The 18,373-nt window shown below is 66.3% G+C and carries 18 protein-coding genes and 1 pseudogene; 5 read left to right on the forward strand and 14 right to left on the reverse strand.

The window, feature by feature from the left end; all coding sequences use genetic code 11:
* Positions 1-17: 17 nt before the first annotated feature.
* Together ACQY78_RS21045 and ACQY78_RS21050 are read right to left on the reverse strand one after the other, a co-directional pair.
* A complete protein-coding gene (locus ACQY78_RS21045; RefSeq protein ID WP_428686454.1) occupies positions 18-1,547 on the reverse strand; it encodes a cyclic nucleotide-binding domain-containing protein in 1,530 nt (509 codons plus the stop codon).
* Between the two features lie 281 nt (positions 1,548-1,828).
* Positions 1,829-2,161 carry a 4a-hydroxytetrahydrobiopterin dehydratase gene (locus ACQY78_RS21050; protein WP_428686456.1) on the reverse strand — a complete coding sequence of 111 codons (333 nt, stop codon included), beginning with the start codon at positions 2,159-2,161 and terminating at the stop codon, positions 1,829-1,831.
* A 35-nt stretch (positions 2,162-2,196) separates the two neighbouring features.
* Between ACQY78_RS21050 and ACQY78_RS21055 the strand changes: the two genes are divergently transcribed.
* On the forward strand, positions 2,197-3,735 hold the full coding sequence (locus tag ACQY78_RS21055) for an ABC transporter substrate-binding protein (protein WP_428678287.1): 1,539 nt from the start codon (positions 2,197-2,199) through the stop codon (positions 3,733-3,735).
* A gap of 99 nt (positions 3,736-3,834) precedes the next feature.
* Here the strand turns inward: ACQY78_RS21055 and ACQY78_RS21060 are convergent, their stop codons facing one another.
* Genes ACQY78_RS21060 through ACQY78_RS21075 form a run of 4 tightly spaced genes read right to left on the reverse strand, consistent with a single transcriptional unit; the run spans position 3,835 to position 7,521 of the window.
* Positions 3,835-4,797 (reverse strand): ABC transporter ATP-binding protein, encoded by a 963-nt coding sequence (locus tag ACQY78_RS21060; RefSeq protein ID WP_428678288.1) that lies wholly within the window; start codon positions 4,795-4,797, stop codon positions 3,835-3,837.
* Positions 4,794-5,747, reverse strand: a complete 954-nt coding sequence (locus ACQY78_RS21065; RefSeq protein WP_428678290.1) for an ABC transporter ATP-binding protein — start codon at positions 5,745-5,747, stop codon at positions 4,794-4,796. Before ACQY78_RS21065 ends, ACQY78_RS21060 begins: the two co-directional genes overlap by 4 nt.
* A complete protein-coding gene (locus ACQY78_RS21070; RefSeq protein WP_428678291.1) occupies positions 5,744-6,610 on the reverse strand; it encodes an ABC transporter permease in 867 nt (288 codons plus the stop codon). Before ACQY78_RS21070 ends, ACQY78_RS21065 begins: the two co-directional genes overlap by 4 nt.
* Complete coding sequence (locus ACQY78_RS21075) at positions 6,607-7,521, reverse strand: ABC transporter permease (protein WP_425069660.1); 915 nt, start codon at positions 7,519-7,521, stop codon at positions 6,607-6,609. The genes ACQY78_RS21070 and ACQY78_RS21075 overlap by 4 nt, the downstream gene beginning before the upstream one ends.
* Positions 7,522-7,651: 130 nt before the next feature.
* On the opposite strand from ACQY78_RS21075, the gene ACQY78_RS21080 reads away from it, so the two are divergent.
* Complete coding sequence (locus ACQY78_RS21080; RefSeq protein WP_425069661.1) at positions 7,652-8,095, forward strand: metallopeptidase family protein; 444 nt, start codon at positions 7,652-7,654, stop codon at positions 8,093-8,095.
* Between the two features lie 24 nt (positions 8,096-8,119).
* On the opposite strand, the gene ACQY78_RS21085 is transcribed toward ACQY78_RS21080, so the two are convergent.
* Genes ACQY78_RS21085 through ACQY78_RS21100 form a run of 4 tightly spaced genes read right to left on the reverse strand, consistent with a single transcriptional unit; the run spans position 8,120 to position 11,769 of the window.
* Positions 8,120-8,833, reverse strand: a complete 714-nt coding sequence (locus ACQY78_RS21085; protein ID WP_428678293.1) for a superoxide dismutase — start codon at positions 8,831-8,833, stop codon at positions 8,120-8,122.
* A 35-nt stretch (positions 8,834-8,868) separates the two neighbouring features.
* Entirely contained in the window at positions 8,869-10,281 is a 1,413-nt protein-coding gene (locus tag ACQY78_RS21090) for a DUF1254 domain-containing protein (RefSeq protein WP_428678295.1), read from the reverse strand.
* Entirely contained in the window at positions 10,278-10,820 is a 543-nt protein-coding gene (locus tag ACQY78_RS21095) for a mismatch-specific DNA-glycosylase (protein ID WP_428678296.1), read from the reverse strand. The genes ACQY78_RS21090 and ACQY78_RS21095 overlap by 4 nt, the downstream gene beginning before the upstream one ends.
* Positions 10,795-11,769, reverse strand: coding sequence for a Bug family tripartite tricarboxylate transporter substrate binding protein (locus ACQY78_RS21100; protein WP_428678297.1), 975 nt, complete (start codon positions 11,767-11,769; stop codon positions 10,795-10,797). Before ACQY78_RS21100 ends, ACQY78_RS21095 begins: the two co-directional genes overlap by 26 nt.
* A 154-nt stretch (positions 11,770-11,923) precedes the next feature.
* Here ACQY78_RS21100 and ACQY78_RS21105 point away from each other — a divergent pair, with 154 nt between their 5' ends.
* Genes ACQY78_RS21105 through ACQY78_RS21115 form a run of 3 tightly spaced genes read left to right on the forward strand, consistent with a single transcriptional unit; the run spans position 11,924 to position 15,329 of the window.
* The gene (locus tag ACQY78_RS21105) at positions 11,924-13,084 is read left to right on the forward strand and encodes an acyl-CoA dehydrogenase family protein (RefSeq protein WP_428678299.1); all 1,161 of its coding nucleotides are present in this window, start codon (positions 11,924-11,926) and stop codon (positions 13,082-13,084) included.
* Positions 13,081-14,226 (forward strand): CaiB/BaiF CoA transferase family protein, encoded by a 1,146-nt coding sequence (locus tag ACQY78_RS21110; protein ID WP_428678301.1) that lies wholly within the window; start codon positions 13,081-13,083, stop codon positions 14,224-14,226. Before ACQY78_RS21105 ends, ACQY78_RS21110 begins: the two co-directional genes overlap by 4 nt.
* Positions 14,223-15,329 (forward strand): CaiB/BaiF CoA transferase family protein, encoded by a 1,107-nt coding sequence (locus ACQY78_RS21115; protein ID WP_428678303.1) that lies wholly within the window; start codon positions 14,223-14,225, stop codon positions 15,327-15,329. The genes ACQY78_RS21110 and ACQY78_RS21115 overlap by 4 nt, the downstream gene beginning before the upstream one ends.
* A 38-nt stretch (positions 15,330-15,367) precedes the next feature.
* On the opposite strand, the gene ACQY78_RS21120 is transcribed toward ACQY78_RS21115, so the two are convergent.
* The 4 genes and pseudogenes from ACQY78_RS21120 to ACQY78_RS21135 form a co-directional block, all read right to left on the reverse strand.
* Positions 15,368-15,547, reverse strand: a complete 180-nt coding sequence (locus ACQY78_RS21120) for a hypothetical protein (RefSeq protein ID WP_428686547.1) — start codon at positions 15,545-15,547, stop codon at positions 15,368-15,370.
* A 68-nt stretch (positions 15,548-15,615) separates the two neighbouring features.
* Positions 15,616-15,681, reverse strand: a pseudogene (locus tag ACQY78_RS21125) (hypothetical protein); the annotation flags it as partial.
* A gap of 110 nt (positions 15,682-15,791) precedes the next feature.
* Positions 15,792-17,600, reverse strand: coding sequence for an acyl-CoA dehydrogenase family protein (locus tag ACQY78_RS21130; protein ID WP_428678305.1), 1,809 nt, complete (start codon positions 17,598-17,600; stop codon positions 15,792-15,794).
* Between the two features lie 26 nt (positions 17,601-17,626).
* The gene (locus tag ACQY78_RS21135) at positions 17,627-18,361 is read right to left on the reverse strand and encodes an NAD-dependent deacylase (RefSeq protein WP_428678307.1); all 735 of its coding nucleotides are present in this window, start codon (positions 18,359-18,361) and stop codon (positions 17,627-17,629) included.
* Positions 18,362-18,373: the final 12 nt, after the last annotated feature.

Genomic DNA, 18,373 nt, shown 5'->3' on the forward strand with positions numbered 1-18,373 from the left:
AGCGTCGCGGCGCGATTCTAGCCGTGCGGCACGTCGAAGAGATGGCGGATCCGGCCGACGAGGCGTGAAATGGAGGTTTCTCGGGTCTCCGCGCCGGGCTCGCCGGCCCGCATCGCGGCGCCGGCCCGTCGCGAAAGCGTCACACTGATCTCGTCGGCGATACCCGGCCGTTCCTTCATGAGCTTCGAAAGCGCCGCCTGCCCGACCTCGTAGATCACGGTGAAGGTCAGCGCCCGCACCGTCGCGGTCTCGCCGGCTCCGGTGAACAGCCCGGCCTCACCGAAATAGTCGCCCGGTGCCAGCCGGCTCTGCTCGATCTCGCGGCCGTCTTCTTCGCGCGAAAGCGCGACCACGCCCGTCCCGATGATCATCAGCACGTCGAGCCGGGTGCCTCGTGCCGCCAGGACCTCGCCTCTTTGATAGGTCTTGCGTGTGAGGGTCTCTGCAAGCGCGGTCCTTTCCGCCCCGGTGAGCGTGACGAACAGCGGCACCGCATCGACCAGCCGCTGAGCTGTGGTCTGCTGAGCCGTGGTCTGCGCTTCGAGAGGAGCAGGTGCGACCTGGTTCGCGAACACCGTGATGGCCTCGGCCGGCTCTGCAAGCGACAACCCCGCCGCCTTGGCATGGCGGTAGATCAGATCGTAGACCTCGTGGCGGGCTGCGGAAGACGCCGCATAGTCGGTGACGCGGAAAGAAAGTTCCAGCTCGATCGCCCGGGCGTCGAGCGACTTGATCTCGACCGAGGGCGAAGGCGGATTGAGGATGGAGTTGCTGCTGAGAAGGACCGTGCGCATCACGTCCGAAATGACAGAGGGCGCCATGGTGGGCGTGAAGCGCACGCGCAGCTTCACGCCGTGATTGCGGTTCGGACTGCTGAGATTGGTGAGTTGCGCCTTCGCGAGGACGCTGTTGGGAAGAACAACGAGGTCGTTCGACCCATTGAGAAGATGGGTTGCGCGCCAGTTTGTCTCCACGACGCGGCCTTCGATGTCGCCGCCCAGGTCGATCCAGTCGCCGACTTCGTAGACCTTGCTGAAGTTGAGCGCGATCCCCGAGAAGACGTCGGCCAGCGTGCTCTGGAGGGCGAGGCCCAGGATGATGGCGAAGACGCCGGACGTCGCGATCAGCGTGCCGACGGGCGCCTTGAAGACATAGGCCCCGATCGACAGCGCAGCGCTGAGATAGACCAGGCCGGCCACGAGGTCCTGGACCAGGCGCCCTTCATGCGGCAGCCGCTCGAAGACCAGGAAGACCCGGGCGCAGCCGATCAGGACCCAGGCGCCGTTGATCCACCAGATGATCTTGGCCAGCGCGGCGAAGGTCCGTTCGTAGATCGACGTCGTGTCGGGCGAGACCTCGTAGGGGACGACCTGATGCTTGTAGAGCAGGGCCGTCAGCGCCACGAAGAAGACGAGCTGAAAGGCGAGGCGACGCGCCGGATAACGGCGGAGCAGGAGGCGGGTGATCGCGGCGCCCGCCAACGCCAGGAGCCCGGTCTGGACGAACGGATTGGCCGCGAGCTCGGACAGGCTGAATTCTTCCATCAGCGGCGCCACACCGTCATGCGCGGGTGCAGCCCGTCCACGGCCCCGCGCGCATCGTCGATCCTCACAAGCACCTGGCCGGCCGCCGCGATGCTCTCGCCGTGATGGACCAGGGGGTGAGACAGCCCTCCATCGCCACTTCGTCGGAACTCACGCGTCTCAGGTCGTCGGTCATCAATCAGACGATAGCGCGGCGATCCCCGACGACGGTATTAGACTTTTGCCCAAAGCGGCTGCCACGCTCTGCATTCGACATGCAAGCGTCGGTCCATGCTGCGGTTTCGTCAGGCGACGGAGTCGATCACTTTCGCCAGCGCCACGTCCTTCTCCGACAGGCCGCCGGCATCGTGCGTGCTGAGAACGATCTCGACCTTATTGTAGACGTTGGACCATTCCGGATGGTGGTCGGCCTTCTCCGCGGCCATCGCGACGCGGGTCATGAAGCCCCAGGCTTCGTTGAAATCGGCGAACTTGAAGCTCTTCTGGAGGGCGTCGCGTCCGCGCACCTTTTTCCAGCCCTTGATCGAGGCGAGGGCCTGGGTGCGGGATTTGCCGGCGAGTTTGGCGGTCATATGTCTCTCCTCATTTGGCGTGAAGCTTGCCTCATCGCGGGGCAGCAGCCTAGGCTCGCCCCAACAAACCGGAGGCTTTCTTGAAAATCACTCGTCGTACTGCCCTGCTTTCCAGCACGGCCGCCATGCTCGGCGCGGTCGTTGCCGCGCCCGCCTCGGCGCAGAAGGCCGCCGATACGCTGCGCATCCTGTTCAACGACGCCGTGCCCAACGTCGACATGTATTTCAACAGCCAGCGCACCGGGCTGATCCTGGCGCACCAGGCCTGGGACATGCTGGTGCACCGCGATCCCGCGACCTTCGAGATCAAGCCGTCGCTCGCCACCGACTGGAAGTTCACCGACGACAATACGCTCGATCTCACGATTCGCCAGGGCGTGAAATTCCACGATGGCAGCACGCTTTCTCCCGACGACGTCGTCTACACCATCAACATGGCGATCGATCCAGCCTCTAAGGTCGCGACTCCCTCGAACTACGCCTGGATCGACAAGGCCGAGAAGACCGGCGACTGGACCGTGCGCATCAAGATGAAGCGGCCGACTCCGGCGGCGCTCGAATATCTCGCCATGGTGACGCCGATCCATCCCAAGGCCTATCGCGAGAAGGTCGGGCCCGAGGGCTTCTCGGCCAAGCCGGTCGGCGCCGGTCCCTACAAGATCGTCAAGAACGACCAGGGCAAGGAGATCTTCTTCGAGCGCTTCGACGATTACTGGAAGGGTTCGCCCAAGGGCGTGCCGGCGATCAAGAAGCTGCATGTCCGCTTCGTGCCCGATCTGGCCACTGCGGTGACGGAACTGCTGGCCCAGCGCGCCGACTGGATCTGGAACATCAATCCCGACCAGGCGAACGACATCAACAAGATGCCGTTCCTGCAGGCCGTGCGACAGGAATCGATGCGCGTCGGCTACCTCTCGATCGATGCGGCCGGCCGCACCGGCGCCGACAATCCGCTGACCAAGCTCAAGGTGCGTCAGGCCATCTGGCATGCCGTCGACCGCAAGCAGTTCGCCGAGAAGCTGGTCGGCGGCGGCAGCCGCGTGCCGCCGGCGCCATGCTTCCCGAGCCAGTTCGGCTGCGATGCCGACGCCGCCGTGAAGTACGACTACGATCCGGCCAAGGCCAAGGCACTGATGGCGGAAGCCGGCTTTCCCAACGGCTTCGATGTGGAGATGGTGAGCTACGTCCAGCCGACTTCGTGGGGCGCGGCCATCCAGAACTATCTCACCGCCGTCGGCATCCGCGTGAAGATCACACAGCTCCAGGTCGCGCCGGCCATCCAGAAGGCCCAGAAGGGCGAGGCGCCGCTCTACATGGGAAGCTGGGGCAGCTACTCGATCAACGACGTCTCGGCGATCCTGCCGGTGATGTTCGGCGCGGGCGCACTCGACAATTATTCGAAGGATCCCGAGCTTGAAAAGCTGATCGCCGAGGGCGGCGCCACTTCCAATGCCGAGGCGCGCAAGAAGGCCTATTCGGCCGCGATCAAGATTGCGACCGAGAAGGCCTATTGGCTGCCGATCAACACCTACGTGAACACCTACGCCTTCTCGAAGGGCCTGGAGTTCAAGACCTTCCCCGACGAACTGCCGCGCTTCTACTTTGCCAAGTGGAAGTGACACGCCAAAGGCGTGTCATCGCGAGCGTAGCCGAGGGATCTTGCCTGTAGCAGGCAAGGTCTCTCCACTTCGCTTCGCTCCGGTCGAGATGACAAAGACTTAAGGAACGAGCAGACACTCGACGCCGCCGCCGGGCCGAGGCCTGAGCGGCGGCGTTTCCGTCGAGCAGCGTGGTTCGGCGATCGGACAGCGCGGATGGAAGCGGCAGCCCGGCGGGATGTTGGCCGGATCGGGCATGACGTCGCCCAGGCCGACATCGGGCACGCCGAGCCCGGGCTCGGGCGTCAGCACCGAAGCCAGCAACGCCCGGGTGTAGGGATGCTCGGGCGCGTGGAACAGCGCCTCAGTCGGCTTCTTCTCGACGATGCGGCCGAGATACATGACCGCCACTTCGCTCGCGACATGCTCGACGACCGCGAGGTTGTGGCTGATGAACAGGTAGGTGAGGCCGAGGTCGCGGCGCAGTTCGGCCAGCAGGTTCAGGATCTGCGCCTGCACCGAGACGTCGAGCGCCGAGGTCGGCTCGTCGCACACGACGATACGAGGCCGCAGCACCAGGGCGCGCGCGATGGCGACCCGCTGGCGCTGGCCGCCGGACAGTTCGGACGGCAGGCGGGTGCCCATCTCGCCGGGCAGGCCGACACGTTCCAGCATCTCGTCGACGCGCCTGGCAATCTCGGCACGCGAGAAGCTGCCCTGCGCCTGCAGCGGCATTGCCACGATGTCGCGAATACGGGTCAGCGGATTGAGAGAGGAGAAGGGGTCCTGGAACACCGGCTGGATCAGCCGTGCGCGCGCCTTGCGGTCCATGTCGACGACGCGCTGGCCTTCGACCGCGATGTCGCCGGAATCGGGCGTGAGCAGGCCGAGGATGAGGCGGGCGAGGGTGGACTTGCCGCAGCCCGACTCACCCACCACGCCCAGCACGCCGCCCGGCGGCACGGCGAAGGAAACGCCGTCGACGGCCACGACTTTGCGGTCCTTGCCCAGGAGGCCGCCGGAGACACGGAAGGTCTTGCCGACCGACTTGAGTTCGATTGCAGCTTGGGTCGTCGCGTTCATGGGGCCAGCCGGCAGAGATAATCGTGACCCGGCGCCGCGGTCTGGTGCGGGACGGTATGGGCGCAGCTCGCGTCGGCGAAGCTGCAGCGATCGCGGAAGCCGCAGCCCTGGAAGCCCGGACCGATGCGCGGCACCGTGCCGGGGATCGAGCCCAGAGGCTCATCCTGGCGCTGCTTGCCGGGTACCGGCACGCAGCGCAGCAGGCCCTGCGTATAGGGATGTTTGGGATCGGCGAAGAGCTGCGCGGTGGCGGCGCTCTCGACCACTTCGCCCGCGTACATGACGGAAACCCGATGGGCGACGCGCGCCACGATGCCGAGATCGTGGGTGATCAGCAGCATGCCGAGACCGAGGTCGCGCTGGAGCTGCGCCAGCAGGCGCAGGATCTGCGCCTGTACCGTGACGTCGAGCGCGGTCGTCGGCTCGTCGGCGATCAGGAGCTGCGGCTCGCACATCAGCGCCATGGCGATCATCACGCGCTGGCGCAGGCCGCCCGAGAGTTGGTGCGGGAACTGGCCGAGGCGCAGGCCCGGTGCGGTGATGCCGACCCGGCCCAAGAGGTCGGCCGCGCGATCGGTGGCGACCCGCTGGCTCACCTTCTTGTGGCGGCGCATCACCTCGGTCATCTGCGAGCCGATCGTGTAGGCCGGGTTGAGGCTGGTCATGGGCTCCTGGAAGATCATGGCCATGGCATTGCCGCGCAGCCGCGCCATGCCCCGGTCGTCGAGCTTCAGCAGGTCGTCGCCCTGGAAGGTGAGGCGCTGCGCCGTGCGGTGCCCGCCGCGCGCCAGCAGGTTCATGATCGCGAGCGAGGTCACCGACTTGCCGCAGCCCGATTCGCCCACCAGGCAGTGGGTCTCGCCGCGCTCGACCGTGAGCGAGGCGCCGCGCACCGCCGCGGTGCCTCGGAAACCCACTTCAAGCTTTTCGACTTCGAGAAGGGCGCTCATGTGCGGGACCTCGTGGCGAAGGCGTCGCGCAGCCCGTCGCCCAGCAGGTTGATTCCGAGCACGAGCACGAACAGCGCCACGCCGGGGATCACGATCACCCAGGGGCTGAAGAACATGTAGTCCTTGGCCTCGGCAATCATCAGGCCCCATGAGGGGAGCGGCGGCGGCACGCCGAGGCCGAGGAACGAGAGCGTGGCCTCGAGCAGGATGGCGAGCGCGATTTCGAGCGTCGCCACGACGACGAGGTGGCTGGCGATGTTGGGCAGCACCTCGCGCGACAGAACGCGGAAGCGCGAGCAGCCGGCGCACCAGGCGGCGGCGACGAAGTCGAGATTGCGCACCTGCATCGAGGTCGAGCGCGCGACCACGGCGAAGCGATCCCACAGCAGCAGGCCGAGGGTGAGCACCAGCAGCGTCATCGAGGTGCCGAGCAGGCCGACGACCGCGAGCGCCACCAGGACGACGGGGATCGAGAGGCGTGTCGTGATGGCGAATAGCACGGCGTCGTCGATGCGGCCGCCGAAGAAGCCGCCCAGCACGCCGATCGTGATGCCGATCAGGCCCGACACGATCGTGACGGTGACGCCGATCAGCATCGAGATGCGGCAGCCCCAGATCAGGCGGGAGAGATAGTCGCGGCCGAGCTGGTCGGTGCCGAGGATGAAGTCCGGATTGTGCCCCTCCATCCAGAAGGGCACCAGGAGGCGACGGTCGAGGTCCTGCGCGAACGGATCGTGCGGCACGATCAGCGGCGCGAAGATCGCGCAGAACAGGGCAAGGCCCACGATGACCGCGCCGACCCACGTGCCGGCGCTCTTCCAGCCCCGACGCGGGCCGGCATTGATCGAAACGGCGGTGCTCATGCGCGCAGCCGCGGATCGAGGACGGCGTTCATCAGGTCGGAAACCATCGTCAGGGCCACGTAGATGACGGCGAGGACCAGCACGACGGCCTGCACCACCGGGAAGTCGTTCTTGGCGATGCTCTCCCAGGCCAGGAAGCCGACGCCGTGCAGGGCGAAGACCTGCTCGATGACGATCGAGCCGCCCAGCATGAAGCCCAGCTGCACGGCGGCGATCGCGACGACCGGAATGGCGGCGTTGCGCAGCGCGTGCTTCAGCAGGATGGAGGCACGCGACAGGCCCTTGGCGCGGGCGGTGCGAATGTAATCGCTGCCCATCGCCTGGATCATGCCGGCGCGGGTGAGGCGCGTGAGCGCGGGAATGGCCGAGAAGGCGAGCACGATGCCCGGCATGACGAAATTTTCCCACGAACCGGTGCCCGAGATCGGCAGCCAGCCCAGCGTGAGGCCGAAGAGGATCATCAGCAGCAGGCCGAGCCAGAAGGAGGGCATCGCCTGACCGATCAAGGCGACCATCTGCACGGCGCGATCGAAGCCGGTATTTTCGCGCACCGCGGCCAGGATGCCCATCGGCAGCGACACCAGCAGCGCGATGGAGAGGCCGGTCAGGCCCAGGGTCAGCGTCACCGGCATGCGCTCGGCGATCAACGTCGAAACGCGCGTCTGGAAGAAGTAGCTGTTGCCCAGGTCGCCGGTCGCGGCGCGGCCCACCCAGTCGAAGAACTGGCTGAGGACCGGCCGGTCGAGCCCATAGGCCTTGCGCACGGCCTCGATGTCGGCCGCGGTGGCGTTGGGGCCGGCGATCGAGATGGCGAGATCGCCCGATAGCCGCGTGAGGATGAAGGCGAGGGTCATGACCGTCGCCGCCACGAGGAGTGCCACGATGAGGCGGCGTAAGAGGAACTGAAGCATGTGAGGGCGAGTTTAATGCGGATCGATGGGGAAGGCGATCATGCGAATACCGCGCCAAACCTCGGGGAGGTGCCCGAACGGTCACGACGCGGTGCTTGGCGAAGGCGCGCGGGTCCTATAAGGGGGAGTCATGCCGGTCTTCAACAATCCACGGCGTACGCCCGGTTTCGGCATTGCGCCCACTCTCGAGGACTTCGAAGCGATCTCAGCCGAGGCGCTGGCGACGATTCCCGAGGAGTTCCGTCGGCACGTCGGGAACGTGCGCATCCAGATCGACGACTTCCCGTCCGATGAGGTCGAGAAGCAGATGGATCTCGAGACCCCGTTCGACCTGCTCGGTCTGTATCAGGGCGTGTCGATGATGGAGCGCGGCGCCGGCCATGTCGCCAACGACATCGATCGCATCTTTCTCTATCGCCGCCCCATCCTCGATTATTGGTGCGAATCGGGCGAGGACCTGCCGCATATCGTGCGCCATGTGCTGATCCACGAGATCGGCCATCATTTCGGCCTGAGCGACGACGACATGGAAGCGATCGAAGCCAAGGCCGAGGAAGAATCGCAGCGCGCCTAGACGGGCGCGGCGAAGGTCGTTGGCTCAGACCCGCATCGCCTCGCGATAGAGGCGCTCTGCATTGGTCCACTTGATCGCCTCAATGAAGGCTTCGATGTATTTCGCCGTGTCGGTGCCGTAGTCGGCGCCATAGGCGTGCTCGTACATGTCCATCGCGAGCAACGGCACTCCGGCGGCGGGTGCCATCGAATCGTTCTCGGCGCGACAGTTGAACAGCCGCTTGTCGCGCGGCGCATAGGCCAGGATCACCCAGCCGCTTCCCGCGGCGAGCGACTTGCCGGTGAGGACGAATTCCGCCTTCCAGCGATCGAGGCTGCCGAAATCGCGCGACAGGGCCTGGGCCAGAAGACCCGCGGGCTGGGTCGGGGCTTCGCCCAGGCCGTCGAAATAAATCTCGTGCAGGAGCGTCGAGTTCTGTGCCGCCTGCTCGTCCTGCTTCAGTTTGCCGAGCTTCTCCGGTGTCACGTCGGCGAAGTCGATCTTCGAGAGTTTCTCGCCGATCGCGTTCAGCTTCTTCACCTCTTCGGCGTACACGGTGTCGTGGTGTTTGCGCAGCAGGTCGCCCGAGAGGCCCTTCACCTTGTCAGGGTTGATGATCAGTGGCTTGGGGGTGACTTTCGGCACGGGAATGGCAGTTGCTATCTGCGGGGCCATCTGCTGGGCGCGTGCGCCAAAGGTAAGGGCACCAGCCAGCAGGCCGGCGCCCGCGGCCAGGGAGCGGCGGGAGATGTCGGTCATGGGGGCTCCTCGCTTGTTCGCTGGAGCAACGCGTTTCAGGGAGAGGAGTTGCGGCGCACGGGCGGCACGCGATAGGTGCCTTCCACCATGGCCTCGTCGGGTTCGTAGGCGCGCAGCACGAGGCGCATTGGTCCTGCCGGGGCCGGCAGCCAGTTGGTGGCATATTCGCCCTGCGGCCGGTCCTGCTGGATGTAGATCGTGAGCGATCCATCGGCGCTGCGCACCAGTCCGGGCGTGAGGTCGCCGATCGCATAGCGGTCGATCGGATTGTCGACGAAGAAGGCACGTCCGTCCGGCGTCACTTCGTAGGCAGAGAGCGACCAGAAGGCGCGCGCGGGCGGCAGGGCGTCGGCCGGGAAGGCGAGCGTGTAGCGCCGGGCCCCCGAGAGGGGCTGCCGCTCCGCATCGACAGCGCAGCTCACATAGACGGCTTCAGCCGGCGTCAGCGCTCCGAGCGCCGCCAGCGCGGTGGCCGCGCGATAGAGATGGTCGTCACCAAAATTGCCGAGGTGTTTTTGGCCGTAGGTCCAGCCGTCGATCGTGCGGCCGCGTCCGGCGGCGGCGCGGATGTCGGCATGGCCCTGGGCGATGCCCGCGAGGATGGCACGACGTTCGGCCTCGTTGAAGGCGCGCCGGTCGAACTTGCGCCCCGGCTTCAGCTTCAGCGGCGCCAGCATCTCGAACAGCGGCCGGTCGCGCTCGGACAACGGGCTCTCGGCAAGCGCGCGCATGCCGATGTCGAACAGATCGAGCGGATCGGCGGGATCGGCGGCGGGCCAGTCGGCTGTGGGCTCGAGGGGCGCCTGTGTACGGAAGCGCATCAACTCGCCGGCTTCGAGGATACGCCGCTCGTTGCGCATGTCGGGGGTCTCGAGCAGCACGCGGTTCTGGATGATGCGGACACGGTCGAGTTCCGCGGGACTGTCGACCAGGATGCGTCCCAGCAGCCACACCGAATTGGTCGGGGCGCGAACCAGCGTCACGTCGGCCGGCGCGTCGCCCGCCCAGGACGGCCCGACGATCATGTGGGTCGCCAGCCCGTCGGCCTTCAGGCCATGACTGACGACGAGGAAATTGTCGGTGAACAGGTCGAGGAAGGCGTAGCTGTAATAGAGGTCGCCGACCGGTGGCACGGTGAGGAACAGCGGCTCCAGCGTGAGGTCGAGCCAGGCCGAGGAATAGAGCGTGTCGGCGTTCGGTGTGGTGACGTCGCGTGTGCGCGCATCGGCGAGTGCCGGCATGTGGCGGAAGCGGTTGAGCCGCTGGCGGTGCGGGTTGGTCTCGTCGACCGTCGCGCGCCAGCGCGCGCGATACATCTCGTAGACCGGGAACAGATAGATCGTGGCGCGCCGGGCAAGCTCGCGCAGCGTTGCCGGCGGATCCTGCGCGCGCGCCGCTGCCGGCAGGCCGACCAGCCCGGCCAGTGCGGCGCGACGGCCGATCCTCATGCGGCGCCCTGGCGCAATTGTCGCCGTTCGGCGACGAAGGCAGCGGCCTCTTTCCACGGGGCCAAGGTCCAGAACGAGCGCGCCCGGCCCGAGGGCGAGGCCAGCACGAAGGCCACCGCGCCTTCGAGCAGCTCCGCGTGCCGGCCATAGGCGGGCGCTTTCACACCCAGCGCCAGCGCGGCGGCGTGCTTGGAGGTGAAGGCGATGGCGGCGGGACGGAAGCGCCGCAGCTTGGCGTGCAGCGAGCCCGCATCCATCGCCTCGGGTGTCAGCTCGTGGTCCGAGCCGACCTCGGTCTTGTTGAGGTCGGTCAGTCCGAGGCCCAGCGCCAGCAGCTCGGGGTAGCGCTGCGGCGCCAGCCGCTCCGGCGTCAGGCCGACCGCCTGCAGGGTCGGCCAGAAGGCATTGCCGGGATTGGCGTAGTAGGCACGCGCCTTGAACGAGGCCGGGCTCGGCGCGGTGCCGCAGAACACCAGGTCGAGACCCGGCGCCAGCAGGTCCGGGATGAGAGGGCTACTCTGCCTTGATGCCCGCGGCACGGATGACCTCGCCCCAACGTTTGATCTCGGTCTGTATATAGGCGTCGATCTCGGGGACTGTCATGATGCCGGGCTCGAAGCCGCCGGCCTTCATGCTCTCCAGGACGTCCGGCGATTTCAGCGCCTTCTCCGTCGCGTTGCGAAGCTTGTCCTTGATCCGGGCCGGCGTGCCGGTCGGCACCGCCCAGATCGACCAGGAGGTGACGACGAGATCCGGCGACACGACCTCGGCGAAGGTCGGCGTGTTGGGCGTGACCGGCGAGCGCTTGGCGCCGCTCGAGGCCATCGGCTTCAGCTTGCCGGCGCTGACCTGGCTCATCAGCGAATCGATGTTGGAGATGACCATCGGCACATGGCCGGCGAGCACGTCGGCCGCCGCCGCGGCGGCGCCGCGATAGCTGATGAAGGTGATGTCGGCGCCGGTCTTCTGTTTGAACAGCTCCATGGTCAGCGTCGGCGAGGTGCCGAGACCGGACGAGCCGAAGGAATACTTGCCGGGGTCCTTCTTCGCCGCCGCGATCAGCTTGGGCAGCGTGTCGTGCTCGAAGTTCGGGTTGCAGCAGAGAAGGTTCGGCTGCGTACCGATCCACGCCACCGTCTCGAGGTCGGTGACGGCGTTGTAGGCCGGCTTGCGATAGAGATGCGGGACGAGCGCGTGGCTGCCGATATTGCCCAGCAGCACCGAATAGCCGTCGGGCGGCGACTTGGCGACATTGTCGGCGGCGATCGAGCCGCCGGCGCCAGTGCGGTTCTCGACCACGAAGGTCTGTCCGAGCTCGTCACCGAGCTTGGCGGCGAGGCGGCGGGCAATATTGTCCTGCGAACCGCCGGCGGTGAAGGGGCACACGATGCGGACGCTGCGGCTGGGCCAGTCTTCGCCCTGGGCGAGGGCGAAGGTCGGGATGAAGGGCAGCGTCGCCAGGCCGGCCGTGAAGTGACGTCTCCTCATGTCTTTCTTCCTTTGATTCGGAATGTCTTGGCCGCGGATGATGCACGAGCTGTGACGCGCCGCCTAGGGCGGTCCCTTGCCTGGATTTCGTCCTGAGGTTCCGCGGCCTTGTCCGCCTTCTGCCGTCGGGCATGATGGCGGCCGGGAGGACAAAATGAATACGATCGACAAGGCCGACGAAGCCCAGCTTCTCGCCACCATCGACCGCTGGATCGAGCGCGAGGTGGCGCCGCGCGTCAAGGAATTCGACCATGCCGACAGGTGGCCGGCGGAGATCGTCGAGCAGATGAAGGAGCTCGGCCTGTTCGGCGCCACGATCAGCCCGGAATACGGTGGCCTCGGCCTGCCGGCCACGACCTACGCCGAGATCGTGATGCGCGTCTCGTCGGTGTGGATGGCCATCACCGGCATCTTCAATTCCCACCTGATGCTGGCACTGGCCGTCGAGAAGTTCGGCACGCCGCGCCAGAAGGAACGCTGGCTGCCGAAATTCGCCTCGGGCGAGATCCGCGGCGGACTGGCGCTCACCGAGCCGGATGCCGGCACCGACCTGCAATCGATCCGCATGGTCGCGAAGCGCGACGGCAATGATGGCTATGTCATCAACGGCACCAAGACCTGGATCTCCAACGGCATCGAGGGCCATTGCTTCGCCATGCTGGTGAAGACCGATCCCGAGGCCAACCCGCGCCACACCGGCATGAGCCTGTTCATCACGCCCAAGGGTCCGGGCTTCACGGTCGGCCGCAAGCTCGAGAAGCTCGGCTACAAGTCGATCGATTCGGGTGAGCTGGTGTTCGAGGATTACAGGATCCCGGCCGATCACCTGATCGGCGAGGTCGAGGGGCAGGGCTTCGCGCAGGTCGCGGGCGGGCTCGAACTGGGTCGTATCAACGTCGCATCGCGCGGCGTCGGCATCGCCGAGGGCGCGCTCAGGCTGGCGACGAGCTACTCCCAGATGCGCAGGACCTTCGGCAAGCCGATCTGCGAGCACCAGGCGATCCAGCTCAAGCTCGGTGAGATGGCGACGCGCGCCCGCGCCGCCCGCCTGCTGACTCTCGATGCCGCCGCCATCTTCGATCGCGGCGAACGCTGCGACATGGAAGCCGGCATGGCGAAATACTTCGCGTCCGAGGCGGCGCTGGAGAACAGCATCGAGTCGATGCGCATTCACGGCGCCTACGGCTACTCGAAGGAATACGACATCGAGCGGCTCTACCGCGACGCGCCGCTGACCTGCATCGGCGAGGGCACCAACGAGATGCAGCGCATCATCATCGCGCGGCAGCTGATCAAGCGGAACCCGATCTCGTGAGCGGCAAGCCGCTCGAAGGCATTCGCGTTCTCACCCTCGAACAGTTCGGCGCCGGCCCCTATGGCACGATGTTCCTGGCCGAACTCGGCGCCGAGGTGATCAAGGTCGAGGCGCCCGACGGCGGCGATCCCTCGCGGCAGGTCGGGCCGTACAAGCTCGGTGAGAACGACAGCGAGTATTTCCAGGCCTGGAACCTCGGCAAGAAGAGCGTGACTCTCGACATGAAGTCGGAGGAGGGACGGCGGCAGTTCGAGGCGCTGGTGAAGGGCTCCGACTGCGTCGTGAACAACATGCGCGGCACCCAGCCCGCGAAGCTCGGCATCGACTATGCCAGTCTGAAACACCTGAAGCCCGCGATCGTCTGCCTGCACATCTCCGCCTACGGGAGGGACAATGATCGCAAGGATTGGCCCGGCTACGATTTCCTGATGCAGGCCGAGGCCGGGTTGATGGAACTGACGGGCGAGCCCGATGGGCCACCGACGCGGGTCGGCGTTTCGATGATCGACAGCATGAGCGGTCTCACCGGCATCGTCGGTCTCTTGAGTTGCCTGCTGCGTGCCCGCACCACGGGACAGGGCTGCGACGTCGACACCTGCCTCTACGACGTCGCCATGCACCAGCTCACCTATCCCGGCCTCTGGTATCTGAACGAGGGCGATGTCTCGCCACGCGTGCCGCGCAGCGCGCATCTTTCGCTGGCGCCGGTCCAGACCTTCCCGACGAAGGACGGCTGGATCTACGTCATGTGCATGACTCAGAAATTCTGGCTGGCGCTCTGCGAGGTGATGGGCCGTGGTGATCTCGTGGCCGATCCGCGTTTCCCCGATCCCAACACGCGGGCGAAGAACCGCGCGACGCTTTCCGCCGAACTGGACGTGACCTTCCGCACGCGCACGACGGAAGAGTGGCTGGCCGCGATGAACGGGCTGCTCCCTGCGGCGCCCGTCTATCGTCTCGATCAGGCGCTCGACAGTTCTTTTGCGCGCGAAACGGGCATGGTCTCGTCCGTGCCGCATCCGCTGAAGGGCGACCTGCGCATCCTCGCCAATCCCCTGCGCATCGACGGCGAGCGGCTGGCGCAGTCCGCCTGTTCGCCGCTGGGCGCCGACAACGAAGAACTGCTGGGCAAGTCGTCATGAAACTTCAGGGCATCAAGGTCGTCGATCTCTCCTGGTTCCTGCCGGGCCCCTATCTCACCACCTCGCTGGCCGATCACGGCGCCGAGGTGATCAAGGTCGAGCCGCCGGGCGAGGGTGATCCCGGCCGCCACATCCTGCCGCCGGATGAACGCACCTCGGTGTTCTTCCGCAACATGGGTCGCGGCAAGAAGAGCGTCGTGCTCGACCTCAAGAGCGAGCAGGGCCGCGCCGATCTGTTCCGGCTCGCCTGCGAGGCCGACGTGTTGGTCGAATCGTTCCGGCCCGGCGTCGCCGCGCGCTTCGGCATCGGCTACGAGACGGTCGCCGCCAAGAACCCCGGCATCGTCTATTGCTCGATCAGCGCCTTCGGCCAGGACGGCGCCTATCCCGGTCGCGCCGCGCACGATCTCGCGCTGGAGGCGATGACCGGCGTGCTGAGCCTGACCCTGGGCGACGATGGACGGCCGGCGATCCCCGGCATTCCGGTCGCCGATCTGGTGAGCGGTCTTCATGGCCTCGCGGGCGTGCTGATGGCGCTGCTGCGCCGCAAGGACACCGGCCGCGGCGACTATATCGACGTCTCGATGCACGAATCGCTGATGGCCTCGTGTGCGAACGTCGTCGGCACGACCTTCTCCGAGAACAAGGCACCCGACGTGAAGCAGCAGCGCACGACCGGCGGCTCGGCCTTCTACCGCGTCTACGACACATCCGACGGCCGCCAGCTCGTGATCGCGGGCCAGGAGATGAAGTTCATCAGGAACCTGCTGGGCGCGCTCGGCAAACCGGAGATGGCGCCGTTGTGCGAATGGCCCGGCGCCCACCAGAAGCCGGTGATGAATTTCCTCGCCGACACCTTCAAGTCGAAGCCGCTCGCCCACTGGATGGAATATCTGGCAAGGCTCGACATCTGCTACGGCCCGGTGAACACGCTCCCCGAAGCCATCGCCGACGCCAACCTGCAGAAACGCGGCTTCATGGTGACGGATGACCAAGGCCGCCTCCACTTCGGCCCCGTCGTCCGCTTCAAGGACGAACCCTCGAGCCCGGTCTATCGCGAGCCGCTGCTGGGTGAGCATAATGACGAGGTGCTGAAGCGCTAGATAAAGGTCCCTCGCTACGCTCGGAATGACCACAATTGTCATCCCGAGCGTAGCGAGGGACCTTTGCTAACGCCCGCATCAAGCAAGTCCGCCCAAGTCGGATTCGCTGCCTCGACCAGCGCATCCTTCTTTGAGCGCCGCCAACCCTTGATCTGCTTTTCCCGCGCGATCGCGTCTTCGACCTGCTGATATTCCTCGGCATAGACCAACGTATGCACGCGATACTGTCGCTCAACGCGCCGCCCGACCCAGCGCGATGTTCGGCGACGCGCTTCTCCAGGTCATTCGTGACGCCGACATACATCACGTTCCGCTTCACGTTCGTGAGAATGTAGACGTAGTACGTGAACATCGGTCGCCAAACGTCCCTCGCTGCGCTCGGGATGACAATTATGGGTTGCTAACGCACACAATCCATTGAGAAAAAGTTGTCATCCCGAGCGCAGCGAGAAACCTTTATCTTCAGGCCGCCACCAGCGCCACGGCCTTCGCCAGCGGCACCGGGGCATCGTCGAGGAGGAGGTTGATGGCTTCCTCCTCCCAGCCCTGCTCGCCGAGCGACAGCGGGTCCTGCGGGGCCAACCGGTGTTCGATGACGAGGCGTGACAGGAGCAGGCGGCGGGCGTCACCGCCTTGGGCGCCGAGGGTCGCGCCTTCCCAGGCCAAGAGAGCGGCCGTCGTCGCGTGATAGAGGGCGCCGGCGGCGAGGCGGGAGCGCTTTTCGTGCTTGGGATCTGCGGCCACCGCTTCGACGAAGCGTTCGACCCGGTCGAGCGTGGCGCCGAGCAGGCCCTTGTACTGGCCGGGCAGGGCGTCACTCGGCTCGTACTTGGCCTTGAGGGCGGCGGAGAGCGTCTTGTGACCGCCCGACTTGCCGACGGCGCGCTGCACCACGTCGAGCGCGTTGATGTTGGACGTGCCTTCCCACAGGGTGCCGACCTGCGCATCGCGCACCAGCCGCGCCGTCACCCATTCCTCAATGTAGCCCAGCCCGCCCTTGACCTCGAGCGCGGCACTGGCGACCGGGATGTTGTCGCGGCAGGCGCGGAACTTGTAGACCGGCGTCAGGATGCGCAGCAGGTTCGCGGCGTCCTTGTCGCCCTTGTCCGCACGGCCCATCGCGTCGGCAGAGAAGGCGAACATCGACAGCGCCTGCTCGGTCGGCAGCATGATCTTCATGAGCTGGCGGCGCAGCAGCGGATACGCGGCGATGGCGCGTCCGAAGGCGCGGCGGCCGCGGGCGGCGGCCAGCGCCTCGTTGAGGCAGCGGCGCATCATCGAGGCGGCGCGCACGCCGTGGCTCAGCCGCGACAGGTTCACCTGCTCCATCATCTGCTTGAAGCCGCGGTTCACGTCGCCCACGAGATAGGCGGTGGCGCCGTCGAGGATGATCTCGCCCGAGGCCATCGAGCGCGTGCCGAGCTTGTCCTTGAGACGCACGATCCGGTAGCTGTTGCGGCTGCCATCCTCGAGCCGGCGCGGCAGGGCGAACAGGCCGAGGCCAGAGGTGCCCTGTTTTGCTGGTTGGCCCGCCGCACCGCGCGGCCGCGCCAGCATCACCGCGACATCGGCGTCGGCATGGCTGCAGAACCACTTTTGCCCATAGAGCTTCCAGCGCTCGACCCCGTCGGGGCCGACGCCCACCCGCTCGGCCTCGGTTTCCAGCGCGCCGACGTCGGAGCCGCCGGCCTTCTCGGTCATGAACTGCGTGCCCTTCAGCATCGTTGCCGGATCCTGGCTGAGCAGCCGGTCGAGCAGCAGCTTCTTCAGCTCGGGCGAGCCGTAGCGCTTGATGATGAAGTTCGAGGTGTCCGACACCGAGACCGGGCACATCAGGCCGAACTCACCCTGAACGAACAGATAGGTGATGGCGTACTTGACCAGCGGATGCGCGGGTTCCGCGAGGCCGAGCACGCCGGCGCGATGGCTCATCGCGTGCATGCCGAATTCCTCGAAGGCGATCTTCTCCATCTCGCGATAGGCGGGATGGTAGTCGATCCAGTCCTCGTCTCGGCCGAAGCGGTCGCGCGGCTGCAGCACCGGCGGATGCTTGTCGGCGACCATCGCCAGTTCGTCGAGCCGGCCGCCGGCCAGCCCGCCCAGGCGCTCGAAATGCGGCGTCACCTGGCGCAGCAGGCCGGGCTCCATGTAGAGCCGCATCAGGTCCTGGAACTGCCGGTCGATCGAAAAGAAATTCTGGCCGTGCGCGTCGGTGGCGATGTGGTGGGCGCCGTGCGGCCCTTCGTTCAATCCGTGAGTCATGTCGGGCATGGTTTCCTCCGTCTGGTCGTTTCTTATTATCGCCAGCCCTGCGTCAGCACGCGCGTCACATAGGGCGGCACGGTCTCGGTGGCGGGGCCATAGATGTGTTCGTGGAACAGGCTCTTGTTGTCGGTCGGTTCGAGATTGAGCTCGACCGTGCGGGCGCGCGGCGCGTGGCGGCGCACATGCAGGACGAAGCCGGCGGCGGGATAGACTTCGCCCGACGTGCCGATCGCGAGGAAGAGGCCGCAGCGCTCCAGCACTTCGTAGATTTCCTCGAGGTGTATCGGCATCTCGCCGAACCACACGATGTTGGGGCGCAGCTCGCCCACGGAATTGCAGTGAGGGCAGATCGAAGCGGGCGTCAGGTCGTAGTCGGAGGAGAACACCGTCTTGCATTCCATGCAGCGGATCTCGCCGTCGCGGCCGTGCATGTGGATCACCCGCTTCGAGCCTGCCTGCTCGTGCAGCAGGTCGATATTTTGCGTGATGATCGTCACCTCGCCGTCATACTCGCGCTCGAGCCGCGCCAGCGCCTTGTGCGCCTCGTTCGGGCCGATGCCGGCTGCCCGGAACAGGCTGCGTGTATCGTTATAGAAGTCGAGCACCTTCTTCTTGTCGCGGTGCCAGGCTTCCAGGGTCGCGACCTCCTCGAGGTTGACCCTGTTCCACAGCCCGTCGGCGTCACGGAACGTGTCGATGCCGCTTTCCTTGGAAATGCCGGCGCCGGTCAGCACGGCGATGCCGGGCGGGAAGAAATCCTGATGCATGCCGCCAATCTA

The organism is Reyranella sp. (assembly GCF_965279625.1).
Classification (GTDB): domain Bacteria; phylum Pseudomonadota; class Alphaproteobacteria; order Reyranellales; family Reyranellaceae; genus Reyranella.

Coding starts and splice junctions, on each gene's coding strand:
- ACQY78_RS21100 (WP_428678297.1), bottom strand. CDS start 11,769: ATGAGGAGACGTCACTTCACGGCCGGCCTGGCGACGCTGCCCTTCATC.
- ACQY78_RS21115 (WP_428678303.1), top strand. CDS start 14,223: ATGAAACTTCAGGGCATCAAGGTCGTCGATCTCTCCTGGTTCCTGCCG.
- ACQY78_RS21085 (WP_428678293.1), bottom strand. CDS start 8,833: ATGACCGACATCTCCCGCCGCTCCCTGGCCGCGGGCGCCGGCCTGCTG.
- ACQY78_RS21090 (WP_428678295.1), bottom strand. CDS start 10,281: ATGAGGATCGGCCGTCGCGCCGCACTGGCCGGGCTGGTCGGCCTGCCG.
- ACQY78_RS21130 (WP_428678305.1), bottom strand. CDS start 17,600: ATGCCCGACATGACTCACGGATTGAACGAAGGGCCGCACGGCGCCCAC.
- ACQY78_RS21065 (WP_428678290.1), bottom strand. CDS start 5,747: ATGAGCGCCCTTCTCGAAGTCGAAAAGCTTGAAGTGGGTTTCCGAGGC.
- ACQY78_RS21080 (WP_425069661.1), top strand. CDS start 7,652: ATGCCGGTCTTCAACAATCCACGGCGTACGCCCGGTTTCGGCATTGCG.
- ACQY78_RS21105 (WP_428678299.1), top strand. CDS start 11,924: ATGAATACGATCGACAAGGCCGACGAAGCCCAGCTTCTCGCCACCATC.
- ACQY78_RS21075 (WP_425069660.1), bottom strand. CDS start 7,521: ATGCTTCAGTTCCTCTTACGCCGCCTCATCGTGGCACTCCTCGTGGCG.
- ACQY78_RS21060 (WP_428678288.1), bottom strand. CDS start 4,797: ATGAACGCGACGACCCAAGCTGCAATCGAACTCAAGTCGGTCGGCAAG.
- ACQY78_RS21135 (WP_428678307.1), bottom strand. CDS start 18,361: ATGCATCAGGATTTCTTCCCGCCCGGCATCGCCGTGCTGACCGGCGCC.
- ACQY78_RS21070 (WP_428678291.1), bottom strand. CDS start 6,610: ATGAGCACCGCCGTTTCGATCAATGCCGGCCCGCGTCGGGGCTGGAAG.